The 22,664-nt window shown below is 35.6% G+C and carries 26 protein-coding genes; 18 read left to right on the top strand and 8 right to left on the bottom strand.

Annotation, left to right across the window (positions count from 1 at the left end; translation table 11 throughout):
- Positions 1–3: 3 nt before the first annotated feature.
- Positions 4–741, bottom strand: a complete 738-nt coding sequence (locus tag B6K83_RS17580; RefSeq protein WP_085286171.1) for an outer membrane lipoprotein-sorting protein — start codon at positions 739–741, stop codon at positions 4–6.
- Positions 738–1,334, bottom strand: coding sequence for a TetR/AcrR family transcriptional regulator (locus tag B6K83_RS17575; RefSeq protein WP_085286170.1), 597 nt, complete (start codon positions 1,332–1,334; stop codon positions 738–740). Before B6K83_RS17575 ends, B6K83_RS17580 begins: the two co-directional genes overlap by 4 nt.
- A 476-nt stretch (positions 1,335–1,810) precedes the next feature.
- On the opposite strand from B6K83_RS17575, the gene B6K83_RS17570 reads away from it, so the two are divergent.
- Positions 1,811–2,980, top strand: coding sequence for a Y-family DNA polymerase (locus B6K83_RS17570; protein WP_233144087.1), 1,170 nt, complete (start codon positions 1,811–1,813; stop codon positions 2,978–2,980).
- 34 nt (positions 2,981–3,014) lie between these two features.
- On the opposite strand, the gene B6K83_RS17565 is transcribed toward B6K83_RS17570, so the two are convergent.
- Together B6K83_RS17565 and B6K83_RS17560 are read right to left on the bottom strand one after the other, a co-directional pair.
- Positions 3,015–3,281, bottom strand: coding sequence for a hypothetical protein (locus B6K83_RS17565; protein WP_085286168.1), 267 nt, complete (start codon positions 3,279–3,281; stop codon positions 3,015–3,017).
- Complete coding sequence (locus tag B6K83_RS17560) at positions 3,278–4,081, bottom strand: ParA family protein (protein WP_085286167.1); 804 nt, start codon at positions 4,079–4,081, stop codon at positions 3,278–3,280. The genes B6K83_RS17565 and B6K83_RS17560 overlap by 4 nt, the downstream gene beginning before the upstream one ends.
- A gap of 198 nt (positions 4,082–4,279) precedes the next feature.
- Here B6K83_RS17560 and B6K83_RS17555 point away from each other — a divergent pair, with 198 nt between their 5' ends.
- The 10 genes from B6K83_RS17555 to B6K83_RS17510 all read left to right on the top strand — a co-directional run bounded on the left by B6K83_RS17555 (position 4,280) and on the right by B6K83_RS17510 (position 17,056).
- Entirely contained in the window at positions 4,280–5,278 is a 999-nt protein-coding gene (locus B6K83_RS17555) for a DNA-binding protein (RefSeq protein ID WP_085286166.1), read from the top strand.
- Positions 5,279–5,418: 140 nt separating this feature from the next.
- Complete coding sequence (locus B6K83_RS17550) at positions 5,419–5,634, top strand: MbcA/ParS/Xre antitoxin family protein (protein ID WP_085286165.1); 216 nt, start codon at positions 5,419–5,421, stop codon at positions 5,632–5,634.
- 354 nt (positions 5,635–5,988) lie between these two features.
- Positions 5,989–6,723, top strand: a complete 735-nt coding sequence (locus tag B6K83_RS17545) for a RepB family plasmid replication initiator protein (RefSeq protein WP_085286164.1) — start codon at positions 5,989–5,991, stop codon at positions 6,721–6,723.
- Positions 6,724–7,100: 377 nt separating this feature from the next.
- Positions 7,101–8,504, top strand: coding sequence for a hypothetical protein (locus B6K83_RS17540; protein ID WP_139175640.1), 1,404 nt, complete (start codon positions 7,101–7,103; stop codon positions 8,502–8,504).
- 1,251 nt (positions 8,505–9,755) lie between these two features.
- The gene (locus B6K83_RS17535; protein WP_085286162.1) at positions 9,756–11,951 is read left to right on the top strand and encodes a hypothetical protein; all 2,196 of its coding nucleotides are present in this window, start codon (positions 9,756–9,758) and stop codon (positions 11,949–11,951) included.
- Positions 11,952–12,172: 221 nt separating this feature from the next.
- Positions 12,173–14,074 (top strand): HsdM family class I SAM-dependent methyltransferase, encoded by a 1,902-nt coding sequence (locus B6K83_RS17530; RefSeq protein WP_085286161.1) that lies wholly within the window; start codon positions 12,173–12,175, stop codon positions 14,072–14,074.
- The gene (locus B6K83_RS17525; RefSeq protein WP_085286160.1) at positions 14,071–15,078 is read left to right on the top strand and encodes a restriction endonuclease subunit S; all 1,008 of its coding nucleotides are present in this window, start codon (positions 14,071–14,073) and stop codon (positions 15,076–15,078) included. Before B6K83_RS17530 ends, B6K83_RS17525 begins: the two co-directional genes overlap by 4 nt.
- Before the next feature lie 134 nt (positions 15,079–15,212).
- Positions 15,213–16,040: a PDZ domain-containing protein gene (locus tag B6K83_RS17520; RefSeq protein WP_085286159.1), complete on the top strand. Its 828-nt coding sequence runs from the start codon at positions 15,213–15,215 to the stop codon at positions 16,038–16,040.
- Positions 16,041–16,263: 223 nt separating this feature from the next.
- Positions 16,264–16,605 (top strand): DUF4258 domain-containing protein, encoded by a 342-nt coding sequence (locus B6K83_RS17515; RefSeq protein WP_085286158.1) that lies wholly within the window; start codon positions 16,264–16,266, stop codon positions 16,603–16,605.
- 10 nt (positions 16,606–16,615) lie between these two features.
- On the top strand, positions 16,616–17,056 hold the full coding sequence (locus B6K83_RS17510; protein ID WP_085286157.1) for a helix-turn-helix domain-containing protein: 441 nt from the start codon (positions 16,616–16,618) through the stop codon (positions 17,054–17,056).
- Between the two features lie 45 nt (positions 17,057–17,101).
- Here B6K83_RS17510 and B6K83_RS17505 read toward each other — a convergent pair whose 3' ends face one another.
- Positions 17,102–17,608: a hypothetical protein gene (locus tag B6K83_RS17505; protein WP_085286156.1), complete on the bottom strand. Its 507-nt coding sequence runs from the start codon at positions 17,606–17,608 to the stop codon at positions 17,102–17,104.
- Between the two features lie 145 nt (positions 17,609–17,753).
- On the opposite strand from B6K83_RS17505, the gene B6K83_RS17500 reads away from it, so the two are divergent.
- The 5 genes from B6K83_RS17500 to B6K83_RS17480 all read left to right on the top strand — a co-directional run bounded on the left by B6K83_RS17500 (position 17,754) and on the right by B6K83_RS17480 (position 20,739).
- Positions 17,754–18,152 carry a PH domain-containing protein gene (locus B6K83_RS17500; protein ID WP_158088380.1) on the top strand — a complete coding sequence of 133 codons (399 nt, stop codon included), beginning with the start codon at positions 17,754–17,756 and terminating at the stop codon, positions 18,150–18,152.
- A gap of 124 nt (positions 18,153–18,276) precedes the next feature.
- Positions 18,277–19,011 (top strand): recombinase family protein, encoded by a 735-nt coding sequence (locus tag B6K83_RS17495; RefSeq protein ID WP_085286154.1) that lies wholly within the window; start codon positions 18,277–18,279, stop codon positions 19,009–19,011.
- Between the two features lie 45 nt (positions 19,012–19,056).
- Positions 19,057–19,251 carry a hypothetical protein gene (locus B6K83_RS17490; RefSeq protein WP_092251494.1) on the top strand — a complete coding sequence of 65 codons (195 nt, stop codon included), beginning with the start codon at positions 19,057–19,059 and terminating at the stop codon, positions 19,249–19,251.
- A gap of 51 nt (positions 19,252–19,302) precedes the next feature.
- Complete coding sequence (locus B6K83_RS17485) at positions 19,303–19,884, top strand: hypothetical protein (RefSeq protein WP_139175643.1); 582 nt, start codon at positions 19,303–19,305, stop codon at positions 19,882–19,884.
- A gap of 24 nt (positions 19,885–19,908) precedes the next feature.
- Positions 19,909–20,739, top strand: a complete 831-nt coding sequence (locus B6K83_RS17480) for a hypothetical protein (protein WP_085286151.1) — start codon at positions 19,909–19,911, stop codon at positions 20,737–20,739.
- Between the two features lie 240 nt (positions 20,740–20,979).
- On the opposite strand, the gene B6K83_RS17475 is transcribed toward B6K83_RS17480, so the two are convergent.
- From B6K83_RS17475 to B6K83_RS17470, 3 genes are all read right to left on the bottom strand, one after another.
- Entirely contained in the window at positions 20,980–21,237 is a 258-nt protein-coding gene (locus B6K83_RS17475) for a hypothetical protein (protein WP_085286150.1), read from the bottom strand.
- A 120-nt stretch (positions 21,238–21,357) separates the two neighbouring features.
- The gene (locus B6K83_RS18375) at positions 21,358–21,516 is read right to left on the bottom strand and encodes a hypothetical protein (RefSeq protein WP_158088379.1); all 159 of its coding nucleotides are present in this window, start codon (positions 21,514–21,516) and stop codon (positions 21,358–21,360) included.
- A gap of 134 nt (positions 21,517–21,650) precedes the next feature.
- A complete protein-coding gene (locus tag B6K83_RS17470) occupies positions 21,651–21,947 on the bottom strand; it encodes a hypothetical protein (protein WP_085286149.1) in 297 nt (98 codons plus the stop codon).
- A gap of 93 nt (positions 21,948–22,040) precedes the next feature.
- On the opposite strand from B6K83_RS17470, the gene umuD reads away from it, so the two are divergent.
- Positions 22,041–22,454 carry a translesion error-prone DNA polymerase V autoproteolytic subunit gene (umuD, locus tag B6K83_RS17465; protein WP_085286148.1) on the top strand — a complete coding sequence of 138 codons (414 nt, stop codon included), beginning with the start codon at positions 22,041–22,043 and terminating at the stop codon, positions 22,452–22,454.
- Positions 22,442–22,570 carry a Y-family DNA polymerase gene (locus tag B6K83_RS18670; protein ID WP_254777895.1) on the top strand — a complete coding sequence of 43 codons (129 nt, stop codon included), beginning with the start codon at positions 22,442–22,444 and terminating at the stop codon, positions 22,568–22,570. The genes umuD and B6K83_RS18670 overlap by 13 nt, the downstream gene beginning before the upstream one ends.
- Positions 22,571–22,664 lie beyond the last annotated feature (94 nt).

Here is a 22,664-nt window from a genome sequence, read left to right as displayed (position 1 = left end):
GACCTACCTTCTTTTTTGAAGATTAGTTAATGTAAATGTCGTGGCAGGTACATTGGCATCAAATTCAACTTCTTTGTATCGTATAATAGTTTTGTGGCCTTTTTTTGTTAAAGGTTGCAACTCCATTGTTGCGGGTATTGTCCTGTTTCCAAATTTTTTGACATCCCTATAGAATAAAATTCTTATTTTTTCGTTTCTTTCGTCAAAATATTCTTGTTTTAGAGGAAGTTCAGATTTTTTCTCAACTACTAATAAAATTTTGCCCCATAGACTTACTGTGTTTTTATGAGGAACTAGGGTTATTTCGATATTTCCATCAGACTCTTTTACATTAGTGGTTTTATAGTCTTTTATGAGCGAAGACTCTTTGACTAAATCATCGTTCGTAAAATCAGAACCCATCCATGATCCCATCATCATTGATGGTGGGACTTTTATGACTTTGTTAATTTTTGGGAAAAAGTTCCAAACATCATCTTCTCTTTTGAGCGAACTTACACCCTTGTCTTTTCTGGGCTCTTTTATTCTGATGAATGTATAATCCATTCCCTTTGTCCACATATCCATTTTCATAGTACGAGACCAGTCGGGCGTAATAACTTCCATCTCTATTTTCCCTTGACTGCCCTTGCTTCGATACAGTTCGTCTATGTTTTTTAAAATCTTATTTACGGATTCATCGGCCATTACATAATTTGACAGCACAAAAAAAGTTAAAAATATAAACGATATTGCTTTCATTTTTCTTCCTCCTCAATTGCTTGAGTTAGCATAGTTCCAAATTTTTTGGTTATGTTTCGATACGTTTTTTTATCTTTAAAAGTAAGATAGTGAACGCTTAGGCCAATAAAGTAGAGATCAATGACTCTTACGATGTTTTTTAATTTTGCTGGAGTTAGCTTTAAATTAAAAAAATGTGTCATTTTTTCTGACCAAGCAGTAAAACTATTCTCAAATAAATTCTTGATTCGAGTTTTGTATTCTTCTTTATGGTTGCTTTGAAGTATAAAATAAAAGAGCGTCGTTACTATTTCAGGAGCTTCATCAAGAAGTTGCATTGTGTACTTACCCGTGTATTCAATATATCCTTTAAAGGATTTAAAAGCAGTTGGGTCTAAATCTTCTTCAAATTGAAGAATTAAAGTGTCAAGCATAAAGAGATAAAGGTCATCCATCTGTGAGAAGTGATGAAAAATAACACCTTTGCTGACGCTTGCAACTTGAGCAATTTTATTAGCCGATAGTTCAGAGAACCCCTCTTCACGAATAATTTTAAATGCTGCTTCGAAAATAAGCTTTTTGGTCTTTTCAGACTTATCTTTTCTTAAATTCATTAGTCTAGAATAAAACAAACCGACCGGATGGTCAATAAAATATTCTGTATTTTTTTTTATATTTGGCTAACGTTAATCGTTAGCCGATGCCTTTGGCAATGCGTTGGGTAAACGTCTGTTATTGGCACATAGCTGCTATTTACAGTCAGACTGTATTCAACCCTAAAAATTAAATCACACTTATTCAGCTTAAGCTAAAATTTATTCCCTTTAAAAGTTGAGAATATAAGAAATATCCCCCCTAAAATTCTCAACTTATCACTTAAAAACGTTGTGAATTGCATAAGTAACCTACAAGCCTTACTTTTAAAGGGTTTTCACAACAATTAAACAATTAAAGGTGTAACGGTGAATAATGANATATCCCCCCTAAAATTCTCAACTTATCACTTAAAAACGTTGTGAATTGCATAAGTAACCTACAAGCCTTACTTTTAAAGGGTTTTCACAACAATTAAACAATTAAAGGTGTAACGGTGAATAATGATGGTTGCATCTGCGCTGTATGCCCTATAGCCAGAAGACTTGGGGTGCCTAAATTTGAGCCTTATTTTAAGATAAAGTCATTTTTACAAAAGCATGGGGTTGTCGTTCGTTCCTCTAACTATGAGCTTTATGCTGATTTAAGTGAAAAGATGATGAATATCATCGGCAGGTTTGCAGACAATCAGCACATATATTCGATAGATGAATCCTTTCTCCATTTCGATAATTATTCGAAAATCATCACCGACTGGCACCAATATGGCCATGATATAAGACGAGCCATTTGGAAAGAAACCAGATTGCCGGTTGGTGTTGGATTTGGCCCGACAGCTACACTTGCTAAAGCAGCGAACCATGCCGCAAAGAAACTGCCAGGTTTTAAGGGCGTTGCCCTTATTGATTCACAAGAGAGTTCTGAGTCCATATTAAAACAAATGTCTGTTGGTGACGTTTGGGGAGTAGGGCGTCGAATATCAAAACGCTTAGAGCAACAAGGTATTAATTCTGCCTTTGAGTTGTCTAAAGTGCCCATCAAGATCATTAGAAAAGAATTTAGCGTTGTGATGGAACGAACAGTAAGCGAGCTTAATGGTCAAAAGTGTCTCAATTGGGATGAAATAAAAGAACCAAAAAAGGAAATCTTTTCAACCAGAAGCTTTGGCCAAAGAGTAGGGGATTACCATGCTCTAAAAGCCGCTCTAGTACAGCATGGCTCTATTGTTAGCAAGAAAGCACGTAACCAATCATCAACCATTAAAAAGCTACTCATATTCGCTTCTAGCTCTCCTCATGATGATTATTATTACAAGCGCTCTCTTATTTATCAGTTTCCTGTGGCCACGGACAATAGTTGTGATATTGCACAGGCTATCGATCATGTATTGGATGAAATATTTGAACCAGGTGTTCAGTTCTACCGGTGTGGTGTAGGAGCTATTGAGTTATCCAGCAGGTTGTTTCAACAAGATGATCTATTTTTACCAGATAATTCAAATCCAGCGTTAATGAAGTGCTTAGATAAAATTAATAATAGATGGGGGCAGGGGACATTGAAAATTGGCTCTGAAGGGAAAACTGAAAAGTGGCAAATGCGACGGGAGTTTTTAAGTCCCAGGTATACCTCTAGTTGGAATGATATACCTAGGATTATCTGTTCTTAGTTTGTACCTACTGTTGTAGGTACAAAACTATAGCCTAGGTGTTTTCAACAATAGACTTAGCTATTCTTGATACGTGCCTTGGGTCTTGCAAATAAACTAGAGCCCTTAATACTTTACTGCGACTTATTTTCTTACGTGGAAGCTCAGCCTGAACAAGTTCTGTTAGTGTGGCCAACTGCTCAATTTCAAAATCTGTCATGCGAAGCGGTAGGCTTTTACCAGTCGTAACATTTTTCTTTTCAGCTACCTTGGTTACGTTAGTCTGCTTTCCTTCGCGAGCTAATCTATCTCTTCTACTCATACAACCACCTCAACCTCAAAACGAGGGCCTTTAATCTTCATTTCATCTAATATTTCGTTTGTTATCGCCTTATAGTCATCATGAGCTCGTGAATTAGGAGCAAAGTGAGTAACCGGTACTTTGTTATCAGTAGCCTGCTTATATAGCTCCGTAGTGCGTGCTTGAGCCTTAGCAGCTTTAAGTCCTAATTGCTCAATACGATCATCAGTAGAGCGAAGCATAATTTTGTTTCTTGTATCTACCTTTGTCTTTACAAGAAGGTAATTGAAATCCTCTACACGCTTAACTTCTTTAACTGTTTCAAACAAATCCAAGATGCCTTTGGTTGCTCTTCGATCCATATCAACCGGCACAATAAGTAAATCTGCAACAAGGAATGCACATTCAATGCTTAAATCGATAGCAGGGCGACAATCAATCAAAATAAAATCATAGTTCTTTTTAAGTTTCTTAATACCGTCACTAAGGATTTGGTGTCTGTGAATATGACGTTCAGCACTACGAGCAGTAGTTGCCAATGTAATATCAGCAGGAACGACATCGAGATTAGGGATTTCTTTACCTTGCGACATAGCAGGGTAAACACATTGGTTAAGGTCAAACTTAGGATCTTCAAATAAGTCAGTGATTGTATAATCCTCATCACCTCGCTCAACATCATCACTAAGGTTTGCTTGGTGATCCAAGTCCATCAAAAGGGTAGAGTACCCAAGTTCTGCTAAGCAGGTACCAATTGCTAAACACGATGTTGTCTTTGCAACTCCGCCCTTAGAATTAGCTAAGCCAATTATATCTGTCATCACTGAATCCTTATTGTTTTGTATGCACTAATGTATATACAAAAATATACAAGGTCAATTATTTATATTTTCAATCATGCTGCAAAACAATTAATTAGTTTCTTTTGTTTGTTTCTTTAGTTTCTTTTGTTTGTTTCTATTGACAAAACAAAAATATTGACTATATTCTGGTCAACTAATTATTTAGAGGTGCTAATAATGAGCGATGAATCAGTAGTTGAAGTTAAAGAAAACAGAATAGGTAGAACTCCTGAGGTACATGAGGAGACTATCATTAAGGCTGGTCTGAAACTTGAAGAGGAAGGCAAGAATGTTAGTGCCTGGAAGCTTCGTGATGTTATTGGCGCTGGCTCGCCTTCTCGCTTAATTAAGATTTGGGAAAAGTATAAGGAAGAGACTGGTGGTGAAGTTATTGTTCCTGAAGAGGAGCAAAATAGTCCTTTACCTCCAGAAGTGGAAGATCACCTTAAGATAATGCTTGGTGAGCTTTGCACAAATTTTGAAGGTCTAGCTTACCAAGTTAATAACTCAGCGGTAAATGCTGCAAACAAACGAGTTCAATCTGAATATGAAGCATCCAAGCAGGCTAAAGAAAATGCTGAGCAACAATTACATGATGCTGAAAAAATCATTGGTAAAGCAGATCAGGAAATAGCTGATCTTAAAGTTGGCCTCGATGTAAAAGAAGGTGATATTCGCACACTCAATGGTCAATTGGAATCAATCAAGACAACCAATAAGACCTTGGAAGGAAATCTTGAAAAGGCATTAACTTCAGCTGAGAACTCTCGCATCGAGAATGAAAAACTTGGTGAGCAGTTAAAGAAAGCAGATATCGAAGTGAATACGGCTAAATCAAATTTAAATCGTACAGAATCCGATTTGCTTGAAAAGTCAGAAGAACTTAAAGATAAAACGAAATCTTTAAATGATGCAGAAAAGCGTAATACTCAACTAGAAACAAAACTAGAAGCAGCTAATGAAAAAACATCAGAGCAGGCAGCTGAGTTAAAAGAAAACAAAAAGGAAATTGATAAACTTCATGCTGATGTTGCTAAAAAGGCTCAGGAACTTGGCCAAGCAACTGAGAAGTATGAGGCAAATCATCAAAGGGTAATGGGATACAAAAAAACTTTGGATGAGCAGCGCAAAGAAATTGACCGTTTAACGAAGCTTGTTCCAGCCGGTAAAAAATAATTTAAGAACCACAGCAACCTCATATTTGAGGTTGCTGATAACTTGGCGAATAACTATATTAAATAGTAGAGTATCATTTATCTTTTGTACTTACAGTTGTAGGTACAAGTCAATGTTTTAAAGCTATTTAGAGTAAAGTTATGGAAGCTTCAGAAGAGTTGTTATCAGTATTAAAAGACCATCCAGCAATTCATAAATCTATAAATGAAATTTTTACAAAACCTGAATCAGCCTTATCCTGGTTAAATAAACCAAGACCTCAATTGTTAGGCAAAACCCCGCTAGAAGTTACAAAGACAGAGCCTGAAAAAGTAGAAGATTTGATTTATAGAATTAAAACGGGTGATTTTTCATAAACCCACCTATTTGTAATTATCCTTAAATCCACTCAATAAATCAGAAAATGCAAATACATTTGTATATACATAAGCTTTTTGCTTTGACTATATAATAAGCATTTGTTAATCTTTTTAAAATATTACTTTTAGAAAGCTGTTTGTAATATTAAAGAGTAAAAACTACAAATCACCCCAGTTTATAATCTGGGTGAAAAATGAGCGATTATTGATGCCCGGTTATGTTAATTATTACAAATTACCCCAGTAAAATTAGCGCAATATTAGTAGCAACTATTACAAATCGCCCCAGTAAGATTTATAGTAAAAATCACTCTAACTATTACAAATCACCCCAGTTTAAATAGGCGCAATATGCACAAAAACAATGTAATGGCATTAAGGAAGAAAGAGGTTAGGCAAAGTCTTGCACTGACTGAGGCTACTTACGAGCTTAGCCGTGATGAAAGAAGGATCTTGTATCTTGCTGCAATACAGTGTGCTGAGAATGTTTCCCTCGATGGCCAACAGAACATACCAATCACAGAGTATGAGATAAAGGTATCTGATTACAGTGATATGTTTGAGGTTGATGTACATGAGTCTTCAAGAGATGTGCGAAAAGCCATTACCAATATTTATGACAAGTCTGTGATTATTGCAGATCCTGATGAAAGTGTTGAAACAGAGCGCTCGGAAGAAGAGGTTCGTTGGATCATTGGTAAGAAAAACCTGCCTAAACGCGGCAGCTGGTCCATTACTTTGAATCCATTAATCTTGCCTCACCTTACTGACCTGGCAAACCGTATACGTTTTCCAATGGGGAGCGTGGTGTATTTGCAAAACACTTATCAATATCGCTTATATGAATTGTTTATGGCAGAGCCATCAGGCAAACGTGTTATTGAGCTTGATTGGTTGCGAGAAAAGTTTTGTTTAAAGCCTTCTTATGAGGTTTATACAAACTTACGTCAACGCATCATTGATCCAGCAGTAAAACAAATCAATAAAACGACATCAATGAAGCTCAAATATAAAGAGAATAAAATAGGGAAAAAAATCATTTCTCTTACTTTTTCCTACAAAATACCCGCTCAACTAGATAAATAGTATCAAAACGCAACTATTTATAATTATTAATATTTTTCGTTAATATTACAAATCGCCCCAGTTCAAATAACTTTTTGTGGGGTGATTTGTAGTATTTGATAAATAGTGCTTGATCTTTGATCCTTTATTGAATAATGATCCACTAACTAAGTCACAAATTGAATGTGGCGAATAATAAAAGAGAATAGATATAAGAAGAAAAGCGAAGCTTTAGAAAGCAAAAAACCGAAGCTACCAACTTCGGTTCTCAGACTTAAAAGTTTAAAACTGAATCAGACAAGATAGCAATAATAAACATTAGACACGTAAATATTAGCTATCCTGCCTGCTCCGGTCAAGCCCCTTTTATATCTAAAAAAGATAAATTAAGGATTTTTGTGCCTGGATCATTGGCCATAACAGCCAATCAAACATCATTCCTTCAAGGAAACAGCCTCGACTTCAACCGATTAATGGGTGTTGGAGAGGAGCAGTATTGCCGATATGTTTGGTCCCATCGCATCGCTAAAGATAAACAACCTTGGCGTGCAATTGGGCAAAGACAATCAGGTAAGGCTACCGCTCGACTATCAGATTTTTACCTAGAGGCTTCTATTGGACGCTACTGTTCAATGGACTGTTATATGTCGCCTAATGAATTTTTTGATTGGCGCAATGTAAAACAATTGGCTGCTCTACATGCTAACTGGTTGGAAATCGATGTAACAAACGCTCCAGGTTCAACCAAGAAACGCACTTTATCTATTGAAGAACAAAACACAGTTGTTGATGAAGTATTTGAACAACTAGCCTCAGCTGGAGTTCCCCAGCCAACATCTTATGTTTTGTCTGGCAGTGGTGGCATTCATGTTTATTGGATATATGATGCAACCTCTGCTCTTAAATCAAAAGTAAGTGCATGGCGAGATATTGCGAGCAAGCTTGTTAAAAGTTTAAAAGGCGGAAATCTGTGGCACGTTGATGTGGGTGCAAGTAAAGACCCTGCTCGTGTATTAAGAATGCCTGGCACTATTCATGGAACTACACGTAGAACTGTGGAAACTTTCATTGGTGGAAAGAAATATACCTTTGAATCGTTGGCTAATGCATTAAACGTAAAAGTAGAGAGCCAACTTAAAGTTGTTAAGCCGGTAAAAGAGCTAGGAATAGCAAAACCCACAGAAACTAAAGAAACAAAAGAAAGAAACAAACCACGGGTGAATAATGGTAAACACACTATTGGCCAGTGGTGGGCAAAAACTTACTTTAATGTGTTAAAGCATATAAATCAAAACAAGGTTAAAGAAGGTCAACGTGATTCAACAGCCTTTATCTTGTTCGTAGCGCTAAGGCATATGCAAGATGTTGATCAGGCTTTAGAGCGTATTAAGGATATAAACAGACGCCTTATTGGCCTCGATGAAGATACATTACTGTCTTACTTAAAAACCGCTAGAAACACCTTATATAAGTTTAGCAAGTTCCGTTTAGCTGAATACTTAACTCGACAGCTGGGCATGGACACGAGCTACTTATATGAAAACGATAAAGTGAAGCTCACCATTGAGCAGATAAAGGAAGCACAACGCGACGCTGCTTTAAAAACTGCAAACAACAAGGCTAACTCTACATTAAATCGAATTCTAAACGCTGTTAAGGAACTCACAACTGCTGGAAGTGATTGTACTCAAGCTGCCGTGGCTGCCATTTGTGGCCGCAGTGAACGTACTGTCCGTCGGTATTGGAGTGAGGTAATTGATAATAAGGTCATTAGGTCCTGTTCTATATATTCCCCCCAATGATCTTTGTCCGGTATATGGATCATATTATTAAAAACATGGTTAATTCTCTTAAATATAAAAATAAGAAAAAGCTTAATTATTATTGGCTGTGGTTAATGGTGGATTAGTGTGTAGTGCTTGTGTGTCAAAACTTGTTTTGTCCACATGCAATGCATACGGTGAGCGTAGCGAAAATTCCCATTTTCCATAGCTCTTGATTAGTTCACTGCATTTAGAGGCTACCCATAGAATTAATAGAAGGGTTCTCTAAAATGAAAAACATTAAACTTAAATATTCAAATAAAGATCTTATCTCTTTTGAGAGAGAAATTATTAGCCTTAATCTCGAATAACTCTGATCCTAAAGTTATCTATGATCTTAAAGTTCAACTCCAAGAATAGAAGAACTGGACGAACTGACATCCAATCTATCTATGCCACACTAAAATTTAAATTCTTTGAAAAAACTAGCTCCTGAGAAGCCCAGGTTCGGCAAAAAAAAGTTTTTTTGAATACTGACCTCACCCTTTCTGAAAAGGTCAAATAGCGGCCTCTGAGGGTGCGGATCGGGATAGGCGCTTTCAACAAACAAAGCGTAGGGAAGGAACACCTGGATAACCTCAAAATCCAGAATGGATTTGGCCAAAATACAAACAAAATTTACAACACTTACTTTTTCTGGTTTTATAGAATGGTCAAATAAAATTTACAACACCTGTATTTTTTTAAACTTTTTATATATGCTTATTTTTGTGTTGTAAATACATAGAAAAGATTGTTGTAAATTGTTGTAAATCTCAAAAAATCGTTATTAATCAGTATGTGTTTAAGTCAGTAAAAACGCGGGTTTTGTGGAATATTAACAACTGCTAATAAATTTACAACAAATATACTATACTACTAATAAAAAAGGGTGTTTTTACAACACCCTTTGTTAACACTACCTCCGTTTCTCCAATGTCAAGATCTCGAAAGTGTGTTTTTATATAATAAAAACAATGACTTATAAAGCGTGTTGTAAATTTTTACTGTTTCTGTACCTCTCATTGTTGTAATATGTCAAATCTTTTTGTTTTGTCAATTTTTTATGTTGCTCTGTGCAGCGCTTTTTTAAAGGGGTTGAGATGTTTACAACGCCTTATGTGAAAAGGTGTTTATTAATAAATGCTAATATTTCTTTTAGTGATGTGGGGTTCGTCATTGCATAAAAGAGTAATTTGAACTATACTCCACTGTAAGATTGGCGGTAGTAAATTTTTTTGGTAGGTTTTTATGAGTATTACGTTGTTGCAAGAAAGGATTGATGAAGGGATTAAAGATAATGAAGGCGGAGAGCAAACTCGATTTCGTCATTACAAAACAGCATTAAATAATCTGTTAGATAACAACATTGTTAATCCTAAAGATCTTCAATTAGCGCTTGGTGAAGATTTAGAAAATACAGTTTCAAAACTTAAAGAAATTCTAATATCTAAAGGTAAGTCTGATACTCGTTCACCACTGACACGAGTTCGTCGTTTAAGTGAGTATTACCAACAAATTTTTGATATTGATGATTCAGGTATGACTTTCAGTCAATTACTGCAAGCAGCTGTATTAAGAAAGCATGATAACTTATGGACTGAAGAAGTAACTCCTAAGACCCAATCAAAAATAACTGCCAAGGGTTACATCACATATCGTCATGTAGCAAAAGATATAATTATCACTTCAAAAGAGACTTACCCTGAAGCTTGGGAAAATGTTGATTTAAAGAAACCAACAACACTAGGTTCAGCAAGTAAAGTTTTACGAGATTACATTACTGGAGAATCTATTCCTTCGGAAAGAGTACCAGATGAGCGCATTCATTTTATTGAGCGTTATTTATTACTTCCTAAAAATTCATTACTTTCAAAGATAGGAAGAAAAATTGATCACGCAGATAGAGGTAGAACTGACAAAGAAAAAGCTCAGCATAATGTTAATAAGGTTAAGCTTATTCATAAGAATTTAAATGATAAGCTTCAGAAAGTATTCGATGAATACAGTGCTTACAAACTTCATGGCACACAACCAGAGATCAAAAATATTTCTGAAAAATTAGCTAAGTCACGCCACTTTAAGATACTTGCAAAAGTTAAAGAAATTAATAGAAAGACAGTTAATTGGACTGTTAATAGTAAAGGAAAATGTGGGTCACAAGATGGATTTAAAAGTCAATTATTAGGCTTTCAGCACTATTGTGTGACAGAGCTAGGTATGAATTTTGAAGATATTGGTTCTGAGCAATTATCTGATCCAACTGTATTTTCTGAAATAGTAGAATGGGCCAGTACCAAACAGACAGGTGCTTCTTGGGTTGATAGATTGTTAAATTGGGTTCACAGAGGAATCCAAGATCAAGGTTATTTACGTTTGTGTGCTGATGTTGGTGAAAATAGAACTCAAGAAGAGTTTTTTGATGACCTAGATCTTTTTAAAAGTAGTTATATTGATTGGGCGAAGGAAATTAAGAAGGGAATTGGTGAATCTGGAAAAGGTGGTAAAAAAGGCAAGCAAAATATAGATTTCTTGCTACAGATTCAACCTTATTCAGAGCGCAGAAGAGTGATGTTTGAAGCTAGCTGTTGGCTGATGCAAAAAGCAGAAATGTATCAAAGAGATGCGCATTTCAAATTAAAGGCAGCTAATAAAGCTCCAGGGCCAGTTGCAAGAGAGAAATATTTAAAGTCTGCTTCTACATTTATCAGAAAGGCTTTTAATTACGCTAAAGTAGCATTTGTACAGGAGGTCAGCTTTATTAACATCCCAAGGTCAGATAATTGGACAATGTTGAAATACTATCCTAATGCTAAAGTACAAGATTCGTCATATGCTTCGATGACATTTTTGCGTCAGCAAAATCGCTATCAATTATTTATACCTTGTCATGGTTCATCTTTGGTAGATGATGATGCTCATTCAGTAAGATATATTAAGAATGCTGATAGTGAGAATGCTACTGATATTGATGTACAATTACCTGAGCGTATAACACCATTAATCAAAAAATTACTTTCAATACGTAAAGATTATATTGAAATGGATCTTGTTCCTTATGGTGATTGTGACCCTGAGACTATGGATATACTTCTTCCTTGGAGATCAATTAGAGCAGAAGATACAGATGATGAAGTTCTTTTAGCGATAAGGGAAAAATTTATCCATAGTGCTGCAAAATTTGGTGAAAATTTTTGTCATTTAACTTACACGGCTTATTTACATATTTTACCTGAAGCTAAGCAGCATGGAATAAATATTCACGCTATGCGTCACATTGTTGCTGAAACTCACCTTGAAGAAAACCCAGGTGATTATATTGGCGCTGCATCAAAATTGAATGATGATGTTGATCAAATAATTAGAACGTACGGTGATAAAGATAGATCGAAATCTATGAAGCGTGTAGCCGAGCTTGAATCTGAAGGGTTCGAATACAAATTTTAATCTAAAGCCCTGTGTTTTTTACTACAGGGCTTTCTTCCCCCTCTTTACCTATATTAACACTTGCTTGTATTTACCTATGTATATACAAAAAATCGCTCAAATCCTTTAATAGCGCAACAAAATAACCTCTAACGTAAGATTGAAAGCAACATCTCTCTGGTAAAATTCTTCCTAGAAATCACAAAAAGTGATTTTAAAAATAATAATAAAAAGGAAGAATCATGGCTAATGAACGTATTACTGAGCAGTTGTTTCGTGACCTGCTTACAGAGAAGGGATATTTTTTAGATAAAGATAAGTGCATCGTTGAAGAGCAATCATCTAAAAATCCTAAAATTAATAATTTACTTAAGAACGCAAGCAAACGTGGTGGTACTGGCCAAGGCTACCCAGAAGTAATTATTCAACATAAAGATTTCCCGGACACATTAATTGTTGTTGAAGCAAAAGCTGAAACAAAGCATCACGAATCTAAAGAGCTGAACCGATATGCTGATTATGCCGTTGATGGTGCCCTTTTATATGGCAGTTACCTTTCTAAAGAGTACGATGTTATTTGTATTGGTGTCAGTGGCCAAACTAAAGAAGAGTTGAAGTTATCAACTTATTTCTACCCGAAAACATCTCCAACTTTTTCACCTTTAATTAATCACTCTACAAAAGTAGCCGTGAAAGAATTATTACCATTTGAAGAGTTCGATCATATCTTACATCGCAATCCTGAAAAGGAGCAGATGGAATATGAAAAGGTCATGAAATTTGCAGCAGATCTTCATAATTACATGCGTGACCATGCGCAGCTGCAAGAAAAAGAAAAACCTATTTTGGTCTCTGCCATAATGCTCGCCTTACAAGACAAAGTCTTTCAAATGTCAGTCGAGTCTTATGAAAGTTCACCAGGGTATGATCTTGGTGAGAAGCTTATCGAAGCAGTTGTGAATACGCTGGTTCAAAACGGTATTCCTAGAAGTAAAGTAAGTAACTTAGAAACTACGTTTGGTTTCATTAAATCACATGGAGCCTTGAAAAAGCTTAACCCTGAAAATGATAAGTCTCACCTTTTCTCAATTATTGAACAGGCTGATAAGTACGTTTCACCATTTATGGAGAAGTACCAGGACCATGACATTATCGGTAAGTTTTATGGTGAATTCATTTCATACACTGGTGGTGACGGAAAAGGCTTAGGTATTGTATTAACACCTAAGCACATGACTGAGTTTATGGTTGAAGTTGTTGGTATTGATAAAAATAGCGTTGTGCTTGATACCTGTACCGGCACCGGAGCATTTTTAATTGCTGCAATGTGGCGCATGTTTGAGGACGCTAACTTAATTCATGATACAGCTGAGCGTGAAGCTAAAATTGAAGAGATTAAACAGAACCAGCTGATCGGTGTTGAGATGCAGCAGAACATGTATGCCATGGCCTGTGCAAACATGATTTTCCGTGGTGATGGTAAATCGAATTTGTATAACAAAGACATGTTTGAGGTAGCTGAAACAGTTAAAGCTCACAAGCCGACTCATGCAGTAATAAACCCTCCATACTCACAAAAAGCAGCTAACCGCCAAGAGTTAGATTTTATTAAACAAACACTAGATTGCTTACAACCAGAAGGTAAATTTGCTTGTATCGTGCCGATCAGTGTTGCTATCGATACAAAGAAAGCAAAAGTGGCCAAGCGTGAAGCCCTGTTAGATAACCATCGTTTAGATGCTGTATTTACAATGCCAGGTGATGTATTTGAGCCTTATGCAAGTACACATACCTGCATTATGGTGTTTACTGCGCATGTTTCACATTACGCGAGTCAACGTCACAAAACTTTCTTTGGTTACTTTAAAGATGATGGTTTTGAATTGACTAAAAAAGGTCGCGTTGATTTAGATAACAAATGGCCTACTATCAAAGAAGCTTGGCTTGATGCTTTCGAAAACAAAGAAATAAAAGCTGGTTTCAGTGTAACAGCTCAAGTAGGACCGGAGGATGAGTGGTGTGCAGAAGCATATATGGAAACTGATTACTCCAATCTCATTGAGGCTAATTTTGTTAAAGCCCTGAGGAATTATGCTGGTTTTAAAGTTCTAAATTTTGAAAATGAATTTGGAGAAGCCGCATGATGAAATTTTTAAATTCAAGCACTTGCTGGAAGGAGTTCTCTGTCAGTGAATTATTTGAGCTAAAGAAGGGGGAAAGCTTAACAAAAAAAGAAATGATAGAAGGAAATACTCCTTATATTGGAGCGAGTGAAAGAAATAATGGTCTTACACATTTTGTAGGACAAGCTCCTAATAGAAAAGGTGGTGAAATAACTATAAATAGAACAGGCTCTGTAGCTCATTGTTCTTATCAAGAAGTAGATTATTTTGCTTCTGAAAATATATTTTCGCTTAAACCAAATTTCGAAATAAATTTAAATATAGGTATTTTTATTTGTGTGATTTTGAATCAAGCCAAATATAAGTATAGCTATGGTAGAACTCTTAATACACAAAGAATATTGGATATAAAGCTACCTCTCCCTGTGGATATAAATGAAAACATTTCTTTCGAAGAAATAAATTTATTTATGAATCAGCTAAAAGATCCCTCTACTGATATAAATAAAATTAAGAGAAGTTTAATATCAAATAATGTTATAGAGTTGCCACCAACCAGCGAGTGGAAGGAGTTTCTTTTAAGTGAGCTTTTCGAGGTCTCCGGAACTAAAACCACCCCAAAGAAAAAGCTACTAGAAATTGGACAGGGAATTATTCCTTATATTAGTACTAAAGGCACTAATAATGGAGTTGATGGGTATTATGATATTGCGACTGAAAAAGGCAATGTAATAACTGTTGATAGTGCTACTGTTGGAAGCTCATTTTTCCAAGAGTCAGATTTTTCGGCGAGTGATCATGTTGAAAAATTAACGCCTATAGGCTTTGAGTTAAATAAATTTAATGCTCAATTTATTTTAACCATATTGAAGCAAGAGCAATTTAGATATGGCTATGGAAGAAAGTTCAATCAAAAACGTATAGCCAATACAATGTTAAAACTCCCCATTGATGCCAACGGTAACCCCAATTGGCAGTTAATGGAGGATTACATAAAGTCGCTGCCCTACTCTGCAAGTATTTAATTTATCTGTTGCAAATAAATTAAACTAACCGAAAATAGATCAAACTTTGGTTGATTAACAAACAATAAACAGCTCTTTAATGTAAAGAGCTGTATTATTATTGGAAATCTTTAGGCTGCAAGGGATTAGGGAAAATGACATTTAAAAATCTATTGGCTGCAATTACAGCAGCTGCTGTGTTGGTAGGCTGTGCAAAAAGTGGATATCAAACTTTTTATACACCATATTTTGATGCTAAGACATCTCCATATGTAGAGTTGATAGCTGAAGGTGAAGAGCCAAAAATTTATACTACCAATAACTTCCAAAGGGATATAAATATACTGCGCTCTAAGAGATATGTTCCTGTTGGTTATTCATCATTTAACGGTGGATATGAAGATACAGATAACGCAGCTAAACAAGCTAAGGCCGTGGGTGCTAAAATAATTCTTATCAGTTCGGAATATACAAACACTCAAACATCAACTACAGCCCTAACCTTACCAGATACACAAACAACCTATCATTCAGGGTATGGGAATGCCAATACTACTTATAACAGCTCTACAGGCGGTTATTTAGGAAGCAGTAATACAACAGGCACCTATAGCGGCACATCGACAACTTATGGAACTAAAACAGTGCCTATTACCACTCATCAGAGACGCTATGACCAAAGCGCTGTATATTTTGTGAAGTCTACTCAAAAATTAAAATACGGCCTTATGTTTAACAATTTAAATCCTGAACAAAGAGCTTTTTTCCAACGAAATACTGGAGTAATTGTTGAGGTCGTTATAGAAGATACCCCAGCTTTTTATGCAAATGTTTTACCTGGTGATTTACTAATTAAGGTAGATGAAAATCCAGTTCATAACATTGAACATGCCACTAAAATATTAAAGAGCACCCCTGGACCTCAATCTATTTTGTCAGTAATTAGAAATGGTGAAGAAAAAGAAATAACCGTCACTTTTTAATACTTATGCAACGGGTGTGTATATACAAATGTAAATACTTTTATTGCACACCTTTTTAATTTTTATTTAGTCTGGATTTGGTCTGTACTGCATAATCTAGGTTTCTACATTACATAATCCCTGCCCTACTATATGACTCTAATTTAAAAACGAGTCAGTAAATTATTCTTGACTTTTATTTTCTACCTATCATAATGATAGGTATCAGATTGATAGGTGAGTAATGAATAAAAATGATCCACAAGGAATCGTAGAGTTCCCGTTAACGGAGAACAGTGCTAGGAAGATAATTAACGATTTAGCAGAAAACCACACCAACAGGATACGTTGGACAAAGCATGTTAAAGAAATGATGGCGGAGAGAGGGGTAACCTCCGGTCAAATATACACCCTGCTGAAAAGCAAACATGCTGTATTTCGGGAAGGCCCTTATCCTGAAGCCAATGGAGATTGGAAATTTAATTTAAAGGGATACGCAGCTGGAGAGCTACTAGAGCTCGTAGTTGCATTGAAGAATCATGATCATGATCCAAAGGCGAAATTAGTTACCGTTTGGATCAAGTAGGAGAAGAACCATGTATCACTATACAGAAAGCGGCTTATCAAATGTTTACTTAGTAAACGGTTTTACCGTTGAAGTAGAAGACGGTGAAGAGTTCACAAGTATTGATGATGCTCACGGATTACACAAAGCAATTGCTATGGCCATTGTTGACGGCAAGCGTCCAATGACCCATGAAGAGTTTAAGTTTTTGCGCATTGAGTTAAACCAATCTCAAAGCGCATTAGCTAAACGCTTTGGTGTTAATGAACAAACAATTGCGCGTTATGAGAAAGGCCAAACAAGCATTCCCCGTACAACAGATTTCTGTTTGAGACAGCTTTACACTGAAAGCTTAGATAGAAGCAGTTCTTTAGGTTATTTCCTAGAGTTACTTGCTGATGCCGAAGCACAAGCAGCTGCTGTTGAAATTCGTATGCAGGAAGTGGAAGACCATTGGGAAATTGCTGCGTAAATTATTATAAAAAGCCACTCAATCGAGTGGCTTTTTAACAAGGCTTTACTTTAATTTATTTAGAAAAGCCTGGCTCAATGAATTTGGAACAACAAAAACCCCCTCATTTCTTTTTCCATAAACTTTTATTTTCCAATCTTTCTGACCCATTTTTTGTAAGTAAGATAATGGAATAGTTAATCCAAAATGCTCTGTTGTTGAAACAGACAACTCTGAATTTACGATTGAATCAATTTTATTAAAAGAAAATGAATGTCCATCTTCACCTTTTGCTGAATGGTAAAAACCCCAGGTAGGAGATGTTGATGTTACATAAAGCTGAATAAATTTTAACTCACCTTTCTTCAATAGTGCCCTATATGAAATCTTTACAGGAAAAGTATCTGTAAATCCTTGCCTGCTTAGATACAGAGGGGTTTTTATCCACGTTTGATTTTTAAATGAATCATGCTCAACAGAAATGTTTTTTTCAATATTACTGCTGTTGTCAGGGATTGTAGTTGAGCAAGCAGATATTAAGCATATTAATGATGCTGTAATCAATTTCTTCATAAGTAATTCCTTTTGTTTTTGTTTTTATATATGCTTTGATATGACTGGTTTTTAAGGTCGTTTTGTATATACAAAGGTATTTACAATTATGTGTTTTGTGTGGTTAAATTGCAAGCAAAACAATAATAAGAACAAGGATTTTAGAATGAAGTATATAGAGCAATCTCTTTCTCAAAATGAAGTAATTCATGATGAATTTAAATTACATTGGTTTTCGCGAATTCCATTGGTCATTTTAATTATCTTGGTGTTGCCTAGTATTGGTATTTCACTTCCATTTGCTATTTATGAATATTTAAGACTTAGAAGTATTGAGCAAGGAGTAACTAATAAAAGAGTTATATTGAAAACAGGAATAATCTCTAGGAAAACAGAAGAAATGAAAATTGACGCTGTTGAAACAATAGAGATAGATCAATCAATTTTGGGTCGAATATTTGGTTTTGCTGATGTAAAACTAACAGGCAGAGGAATGGGAGCTTTAATATTTAAAAGCATTGATGAACCAATTGAAGTTAAAAAGGCAATTGAAGAGGTATTATGATTTATATTAATGTGTGCTCACTTTAAAGTGAACACTAGACCGTTCATTTTCTAATAGCTAATTCCCCTCTTTTGGTGTACGATTTAACATGTAAAATCAACTTTAAAACGTACACCTCTTATTTATGGCCAAAAATATCGCTTATATCCGTATTTCGGATGAATATAGACAGGACACTGAAACCCAGCTTAATGCAATCAAAGAATATGCTGAGAAGCATGGCTTTATTATTGATACCTGGATTGAAGAAAGTATATCTGGCTCTAAAACTAAAATATCAGATCGAAAGATTTCAAAAATCATTAATGAGCTTGATGAAGGTGATCGTTTATTTTGTACAGAGGTCTCTCGCCTTGGACGTGATAAACCTTTTTCAATTATCTCAATCATCAATGAAATAACAGAGGTTCATAAAGCAGAGCTTCACCTAGCCTACTCTGACCAATTTATATCAGCAGACAATGTTGAGAATGCGGAAATTTTATTTACGATAGTTGGAGCTTCATACGTTGCCCGCCAAGAAGCAATGCGTCGAAGTGAACGCGCTAAGGCTGCATGTAATCGTCGAACTGTTCAAGGCTTATCAAATGGCCGACCAAAAGGTTATTTAATTAAAAGCAAGCTAGATGAGCATGAGGACCATATTGTGCGAGCATTAAATGATGGAACAACCAAATCTCAGCTTGCTCGTGATCTTGAAGTTCGTAGAGCTACCCTAAATGATTGGTTAAAAATGAGAGAGCATTTACGTAGCTATTCAGTAAAGTTAGGCATGAACACAAGGTCTACCCTAGTAGAAATTAAAAAAGCATGTAATGAAAAGAATGTTACTTATGATCAAGTCATTGCTAGTGTATAGTGGGTTTGTGTAGGTACAAAGGTATCTACTTATTTGGGGATGGTTATGTCATACGATATGTGTAGTGCTTGCGATAAAAAAGCCATAGATGTTCGCACGGAAATTATAGAAAGAAGCGACTCAAAAATCACCAAATGGATTGTTTGTAGATGTGAAGATCACATCGATACAAATGTGGAAGAAATGAGAAGATTGTTACGACTTAGGCAAGAAGAGTTCAAAAAAAGATTAGCTAAATAACAAATTTATAGCTAACCTCTAGTATACCTTAAAAGATATATCTATTAAGTAATGATGGAAAAGGAAATACTAAACATATTTGAATCCAAAGCTGATGAAGCCTTTGATGAAATGTTTGATAGCTTACAGGCTTTATTGAGGCCTCATCTAAGCATAATGAAATTAACCTTCGATAATGGCAAGCTTAGACTTACAGCTGAAGACGAACTTAACCCTGTTTGCATTGATGTGTATTCTGCCTTTAAGCAAATAGTTGGTCGTTGTGGTGCTTTGGTTGGTGCAGCTGGTAAAACAGCTCAGCGAACTGTAATTATTAATGAGTTAGTATTGGCCAAGAATGATGGTGTTGATATCACCCCCGCTGTTGCTAACAATGTTTGTAAATCATTATTGGGTAGAGGTTGTTCCAAGAAAGTATTAGCAGAGCATTTTTCCCAAAAAAATCGAACAGCTGCTGATAAATCATTGTGCTTTTCTGATAAAAAACAGAAAGAAAGATTGGAAAAAGTAACTACCGGTTTAGATGACCAGGTTAAAACTTTAAAAGGCGCAATTAGAATTATTAGACTTAATAAATCTTTGAATTTTGTAAGCAGATGGAGCGGAGATATTTCTCTTCGTAGCGATAAGTAACAGAAAATATTGGTGTGAATAAAAATGAAAAGAAAGCAACAATTGAATGCTCTAGCAGCTGCCTGTGGCACTACATCCAAATGCCCTTATTGTGAAGTTGAACCAGAGAAAATTCCTAAGCGAAAAGCTAAATGTAAATCATGTAAAAAGCCTATTTACCCTAGAAAAGATCCTGTTTCAGGGGAGTCTCGTTTATACCGTGAAGGTGATTTGTTTTTACTAGAAGAATTAAAGGCTTTATCTGATGGTTGGTGGGAAGGCTGGTATAAAGAAAATAAAGGTGTGCTCAGCGCTCGAAAAGACCTGGCTAAAGAATGGAATATTGATGAAGTAGATGTTTCAGTAGGTGATGCTAAATGGAGAGATTCACACACTAGAATAGCCGAAGGAACCGAGAAAAAAGATTGGGATAAAGTTTATTGCAGTTACCAATCGATGCTTAGGCAGGTCCAGTCAGAAAAATCTGAAGCAAAAACTCCCCTGCCCGAATTAGTGGCAGCATTTATGATAACGGGTTATGGACGTACGGATAATTATGGTAGTAACACGATTGGCCGACCTCAATTTATGTTGATTGATCAGCTCACAACAAACCCAGATGAAGTTTACGATTTAATCAAAGACACTACCGCTGCTGAAAGCTACTCAAGGTTAATGGGCGTTACACTCGATACAATCATTAAGCGCTATAAGAATGAGCTTAAAGAAGAGGCAGAGATGGTTGAAGAAATGCGACGTATAGAAACCTCAAATTCATCTTCAACATCCCACTCTGAAAAAAAAGGATTCCCTAAATCTGTCCTGTTTCTTTTAGGCTTGATTGGGCTAAGTATCGCTATCGCTGCAATTCGATAAGGCCATTTAATAAGGTCTTTCTTATAATATATCTTAAGATATATATCTTTTAGGGTTTATTTACAAGGAATGTTGTGAGTCTCATCAAGTACATCAATAAAAAAATAAGAGTTAGTATTGTTTTCACTGGCAAGAGCAGGAAATGATAGGGTTAGAAACAATAATGTACTTTTTTTCATGATTTTTATTTTAGATTTTATCTAAAAACAACTGTCGTGTACATACTTTTGTATATACATTTTATTTGTATGCTCTTTCACCATGCTTATTTACAAATGTCCTTAAGATGCTCTGAGCAACAAGTTCGTTCCTCTGGCGTTTTGCTTTTTTATATAGACAGCCGATAGCTCTGGCCACGCCTCTCTCTTTTTTATATTTTCTTAAATCGGCAGCTTCTAAAAATTGCATCACCTCTTTAAATTTAACTTTTTGGTTTGCGCTAGATTTGGCTATTGCTAAAGAGATAATTGCTTGCTCTGATAGTTTTTTAATAGACATTTTGATTTCCTATTTTTAGTTAAGGTTCACTATATAAAGGCGAGCAGAGCTTAATAAGATAAATGCTTAAAGAATATATCTATTAGGGTTTGCTATAAGGTGGTCTTTCAAAATTTTACATTAAGCAGAGCGCTGACTCTTTTCGCTATCTCGTACGTATCGCATCGCTTTTAACAGCAATGCAGAAGGTTTAGCGTCTGCAATTTTATCTAATTCTTTTTGAGTGAATCTAGGTATTTTACCGTTAAAGTAGCTTTTGCTCTTGGCTGCTTTTGACATGTAATTTCCTTAGGGTACTGATACTAACTTAAGATCATTATAACAATACTTACAACAATTTTTGCACCAAATAATAGCGTCAAGCTCACACATATCTAGGGTTAATAAATGTATATACAAAGGTGGGTACATTTTCACTTGAAAACCCCTTGTATGTATAGACACATAAATTCAAAGTGCCATCTATCTAGGAAGCTGTCTAAGTCAATACTATTGGCTATAAGTACAAAGGTAGGTATCCCTGTTTTTTCGTCATATTCAATATTGATAATCTCTGCCTTTTTACCATCTGCTTGCTTAATACCATGAAGCTCTTTTAGGAATCTATTGGAGATAAATATATAACGATCTTCAATCTTAAGTTCCGGGTGAATGACGATGTCCGGGTATCTTTTTTGAGCAATTTTTTGTAGTTGTTTTGCTAGGCTCATCGTCACTAATCAATTCATAAATTCGTAAACAAAGTATAGATATTAATCCAAAAACAACTATACTACACTGTAAAAATATACAGTATTTATTTTATGAAAGTTTTACCTATTTACATCGATGCTGGAATTTCTGGATTTGAGTCACCTGCGGCTGAATATAAAGAGCTTGGCCTGTCTCTAGATGAGCTTTTAATTCAACACCCAAACGCAACATTCATAGGGCAGGCTTCTGGTGATTCCATGATAGAAGCAGGCATTTTTGATGGTGATTTACTGATTGTAGATCGCTCCCTTACTGCTAATAACGGCAACGTAATAGTTGCAAACTACAATGGAAATTTTGTCTGTAAGATTATAGATAAGTATCAAGCCAGGTTGCTTTCAGCATCTAAAGAGCATTGCCCGGTAAAAATTAAAGAAGGAGATGTTTTTCAGGTTGAAGGAGTTGTGACCGCGTCTCTTCGTTTCCACAATAAAGTTCCTGAGTTGGCCAATTGTACGCGCTAGTAGATGCTGTAAGTTTTTATGCTAGTGCTGAAAAGGTTTTTGACCCTAGCATTAGAGATAAGCCGGTCGTTGTGTTAACTAATAATCACCCATACACCTTTATATCCACTTTCTAACTATACACGTTTGACAAGGTGAGAATTACCCTTATTGTATCTACAGACTTAATGACTTGGATATCACCACATGGAAATCATATACGAGATCAAA

The organism is Colwellia chukchiensis, from assembly GCF_002104455.1.
In the GTDB taxonomy this organism is placed as follows: Bacteria; Pseudomonadota; Gammaproteobacteria; order Enterobacterales; family Alteromonadaceae; genus Cognaticolwellia; species Cognaticolwellia chukchiensis.
Note: the sequence above shows the minus strand (reverse complement) of the source record. Positions and strands in the feature narration are given on the sequence as shown.

Coding starts and splice junctions, on each gene's coding strand:
- B6K83_RS17580 (WP_085286171.1), bottom strand. CDS start 741: ATGAAAGCAATATCGTTTATATTTTTAACTTTTTTTGTGCTGTCAAAT.
- B6K83_RS17475 (WP_085286150.1), bottom strand. CDS start 21,237: ATGTCTATTAAAAAACTATCAGAGCAAGCAATTATCTCTTTAGCAATA.
- B6K83_RS17545 (WP_085286164.1), top strand. CDS start 5,989: ATGCACAAAAACAATGTAATGGCATTAAGGAAGAAAGAGGTTAGGCAA.
- B6K83_RS17470 (WP_085286149.1), bottom strand. CDS start 21,947: ATGAGCCTAGCAAAACAACTACAAAAAATTGCTCAAAAAAGATACCCG.
- B6K83_RS17495 (WP_085286154.1), top strand. CDS start 18,277: ATGGCCAAAAATATCGCTTATATCCGTATTTCGGATGAATATAGACAG.
- B6K83_RS17555 (WP_085286166.1), top strand. CDS start 4,280: ATGAGCGATGAATCAGTAGTTGAAGTTAAAGAAAACAGAATAGGTAGA.
- B6K83_RS17480 (WP_085286151.1), top strand. CDS start 19,909: ATGAAAAGAAAGCAACAATTGAATGCTCTAGCAGCTGCCTGTGGCACT.
- B6K83_RS17560 (WP_085286167.1), bottom strand. CDS start 4,081: ATGACAGATATAATTGGCTTAGCTAATTCTAAGGGCGGAGTTGCAAAG.
- B6K83_RS17530 (WP_085286161.1), top strand. CDS start 12,173: ATGGCTAATGAACGTATTACTGAGCAGTTGTTTCGTGACCTGCTTACA.
- B6K83_RS17485 (WP_139175643.1), top strand. CDS start 19,303: ATGATGGAAAAGGAAATACTAAACATATTTGAATCCAAAGCTGATGAA.
- B6K83_RS17535 (WP_085286162.1), top strand. CDS start 9,756: ATGAGTATTACGTTGTTGCAAGAAAGGATTGATGAAGGGATTAAAGAT.
- B6K83_RS17520 (WP_085286159.1), top strand. CDS start 15,213: ATGACATTTAAAAATCTATTGGCTGCAATTACAGCAGCTGCTGTGTTG.
- B6K83_RS17525 (WP_085286160.1), top strand. CDS start 14,071: ATGATGAAATTTTTAAATTCAAGCACTTGCTGGAAGGAGTTCTCTGTC.
- B6K83_RS17550 (WP_085286165.1), top strand. CDS start 5,419: ATGGAAGCTTCAGAAGAGTTGTTATCAGTATTAAAAGACCATCCAGCA.
- B6K83_RS17490 (WP_092251494.1), top strand. CDS start 19,057: ATGTCATACGATATGTGTAGTGCTTGCGATAAAAAAGCCATAGATGTT.
- B6K83_RS17510 (WP_085286157.1), top strand. CDS start 16,616: ATGTATCACTATACAGAAAGCGGCTTATCAAATGTTTACTTAGTAAAC.
- B6K83_RS17500 (WP_158088380.1), top strand. CDS start 17,754: ATGAAGTATATAGAGCAATCTCTTTCTCAAAATGAAGTAATTCATGAT.
- B6K83_RS17515 (WP_085286158.1), top strand. CDS start 16,264: ATGAATAAAAATGATCCACAAGGAATCGTAGAGTTCCCGTTAACGGAG.
- B6K83_RS17505 (WP_085286156.1), bottom strand. CDS start 17,608: ATGAAGAAATTGATTACAGCATCATTAATATGCTTAATATCTGCTTGC.
- B6K83_RS18375 (WP_158088379.1), bottom strand. CDS start 21,516: ATGTCAAAAGCAGCCAAGAGCAAAAGCTACTTTAACGGTAAAATACCT.
- B6K83_RS17575 (WP_085286170.1), bottom strand. CDS start 1,334: ATGAATTTAAGAAAAGATAAGTCTGAAAAGACCAAAAAGCTTATTTTC.
- umuD (WP_085286148.1), top strand. CDS start 22,041: ATGAAAGTTTTACCTATTTACATCGATGCTGGAATTTCTGGATTTGAG.
- B6K83_RS17565 (WP_085286168.1), bottom strand. CDS start 3,281: ATGAGTAGAAGAGATAGATTAGCTCGCGAAGGAAAGCAGACTAACGTA.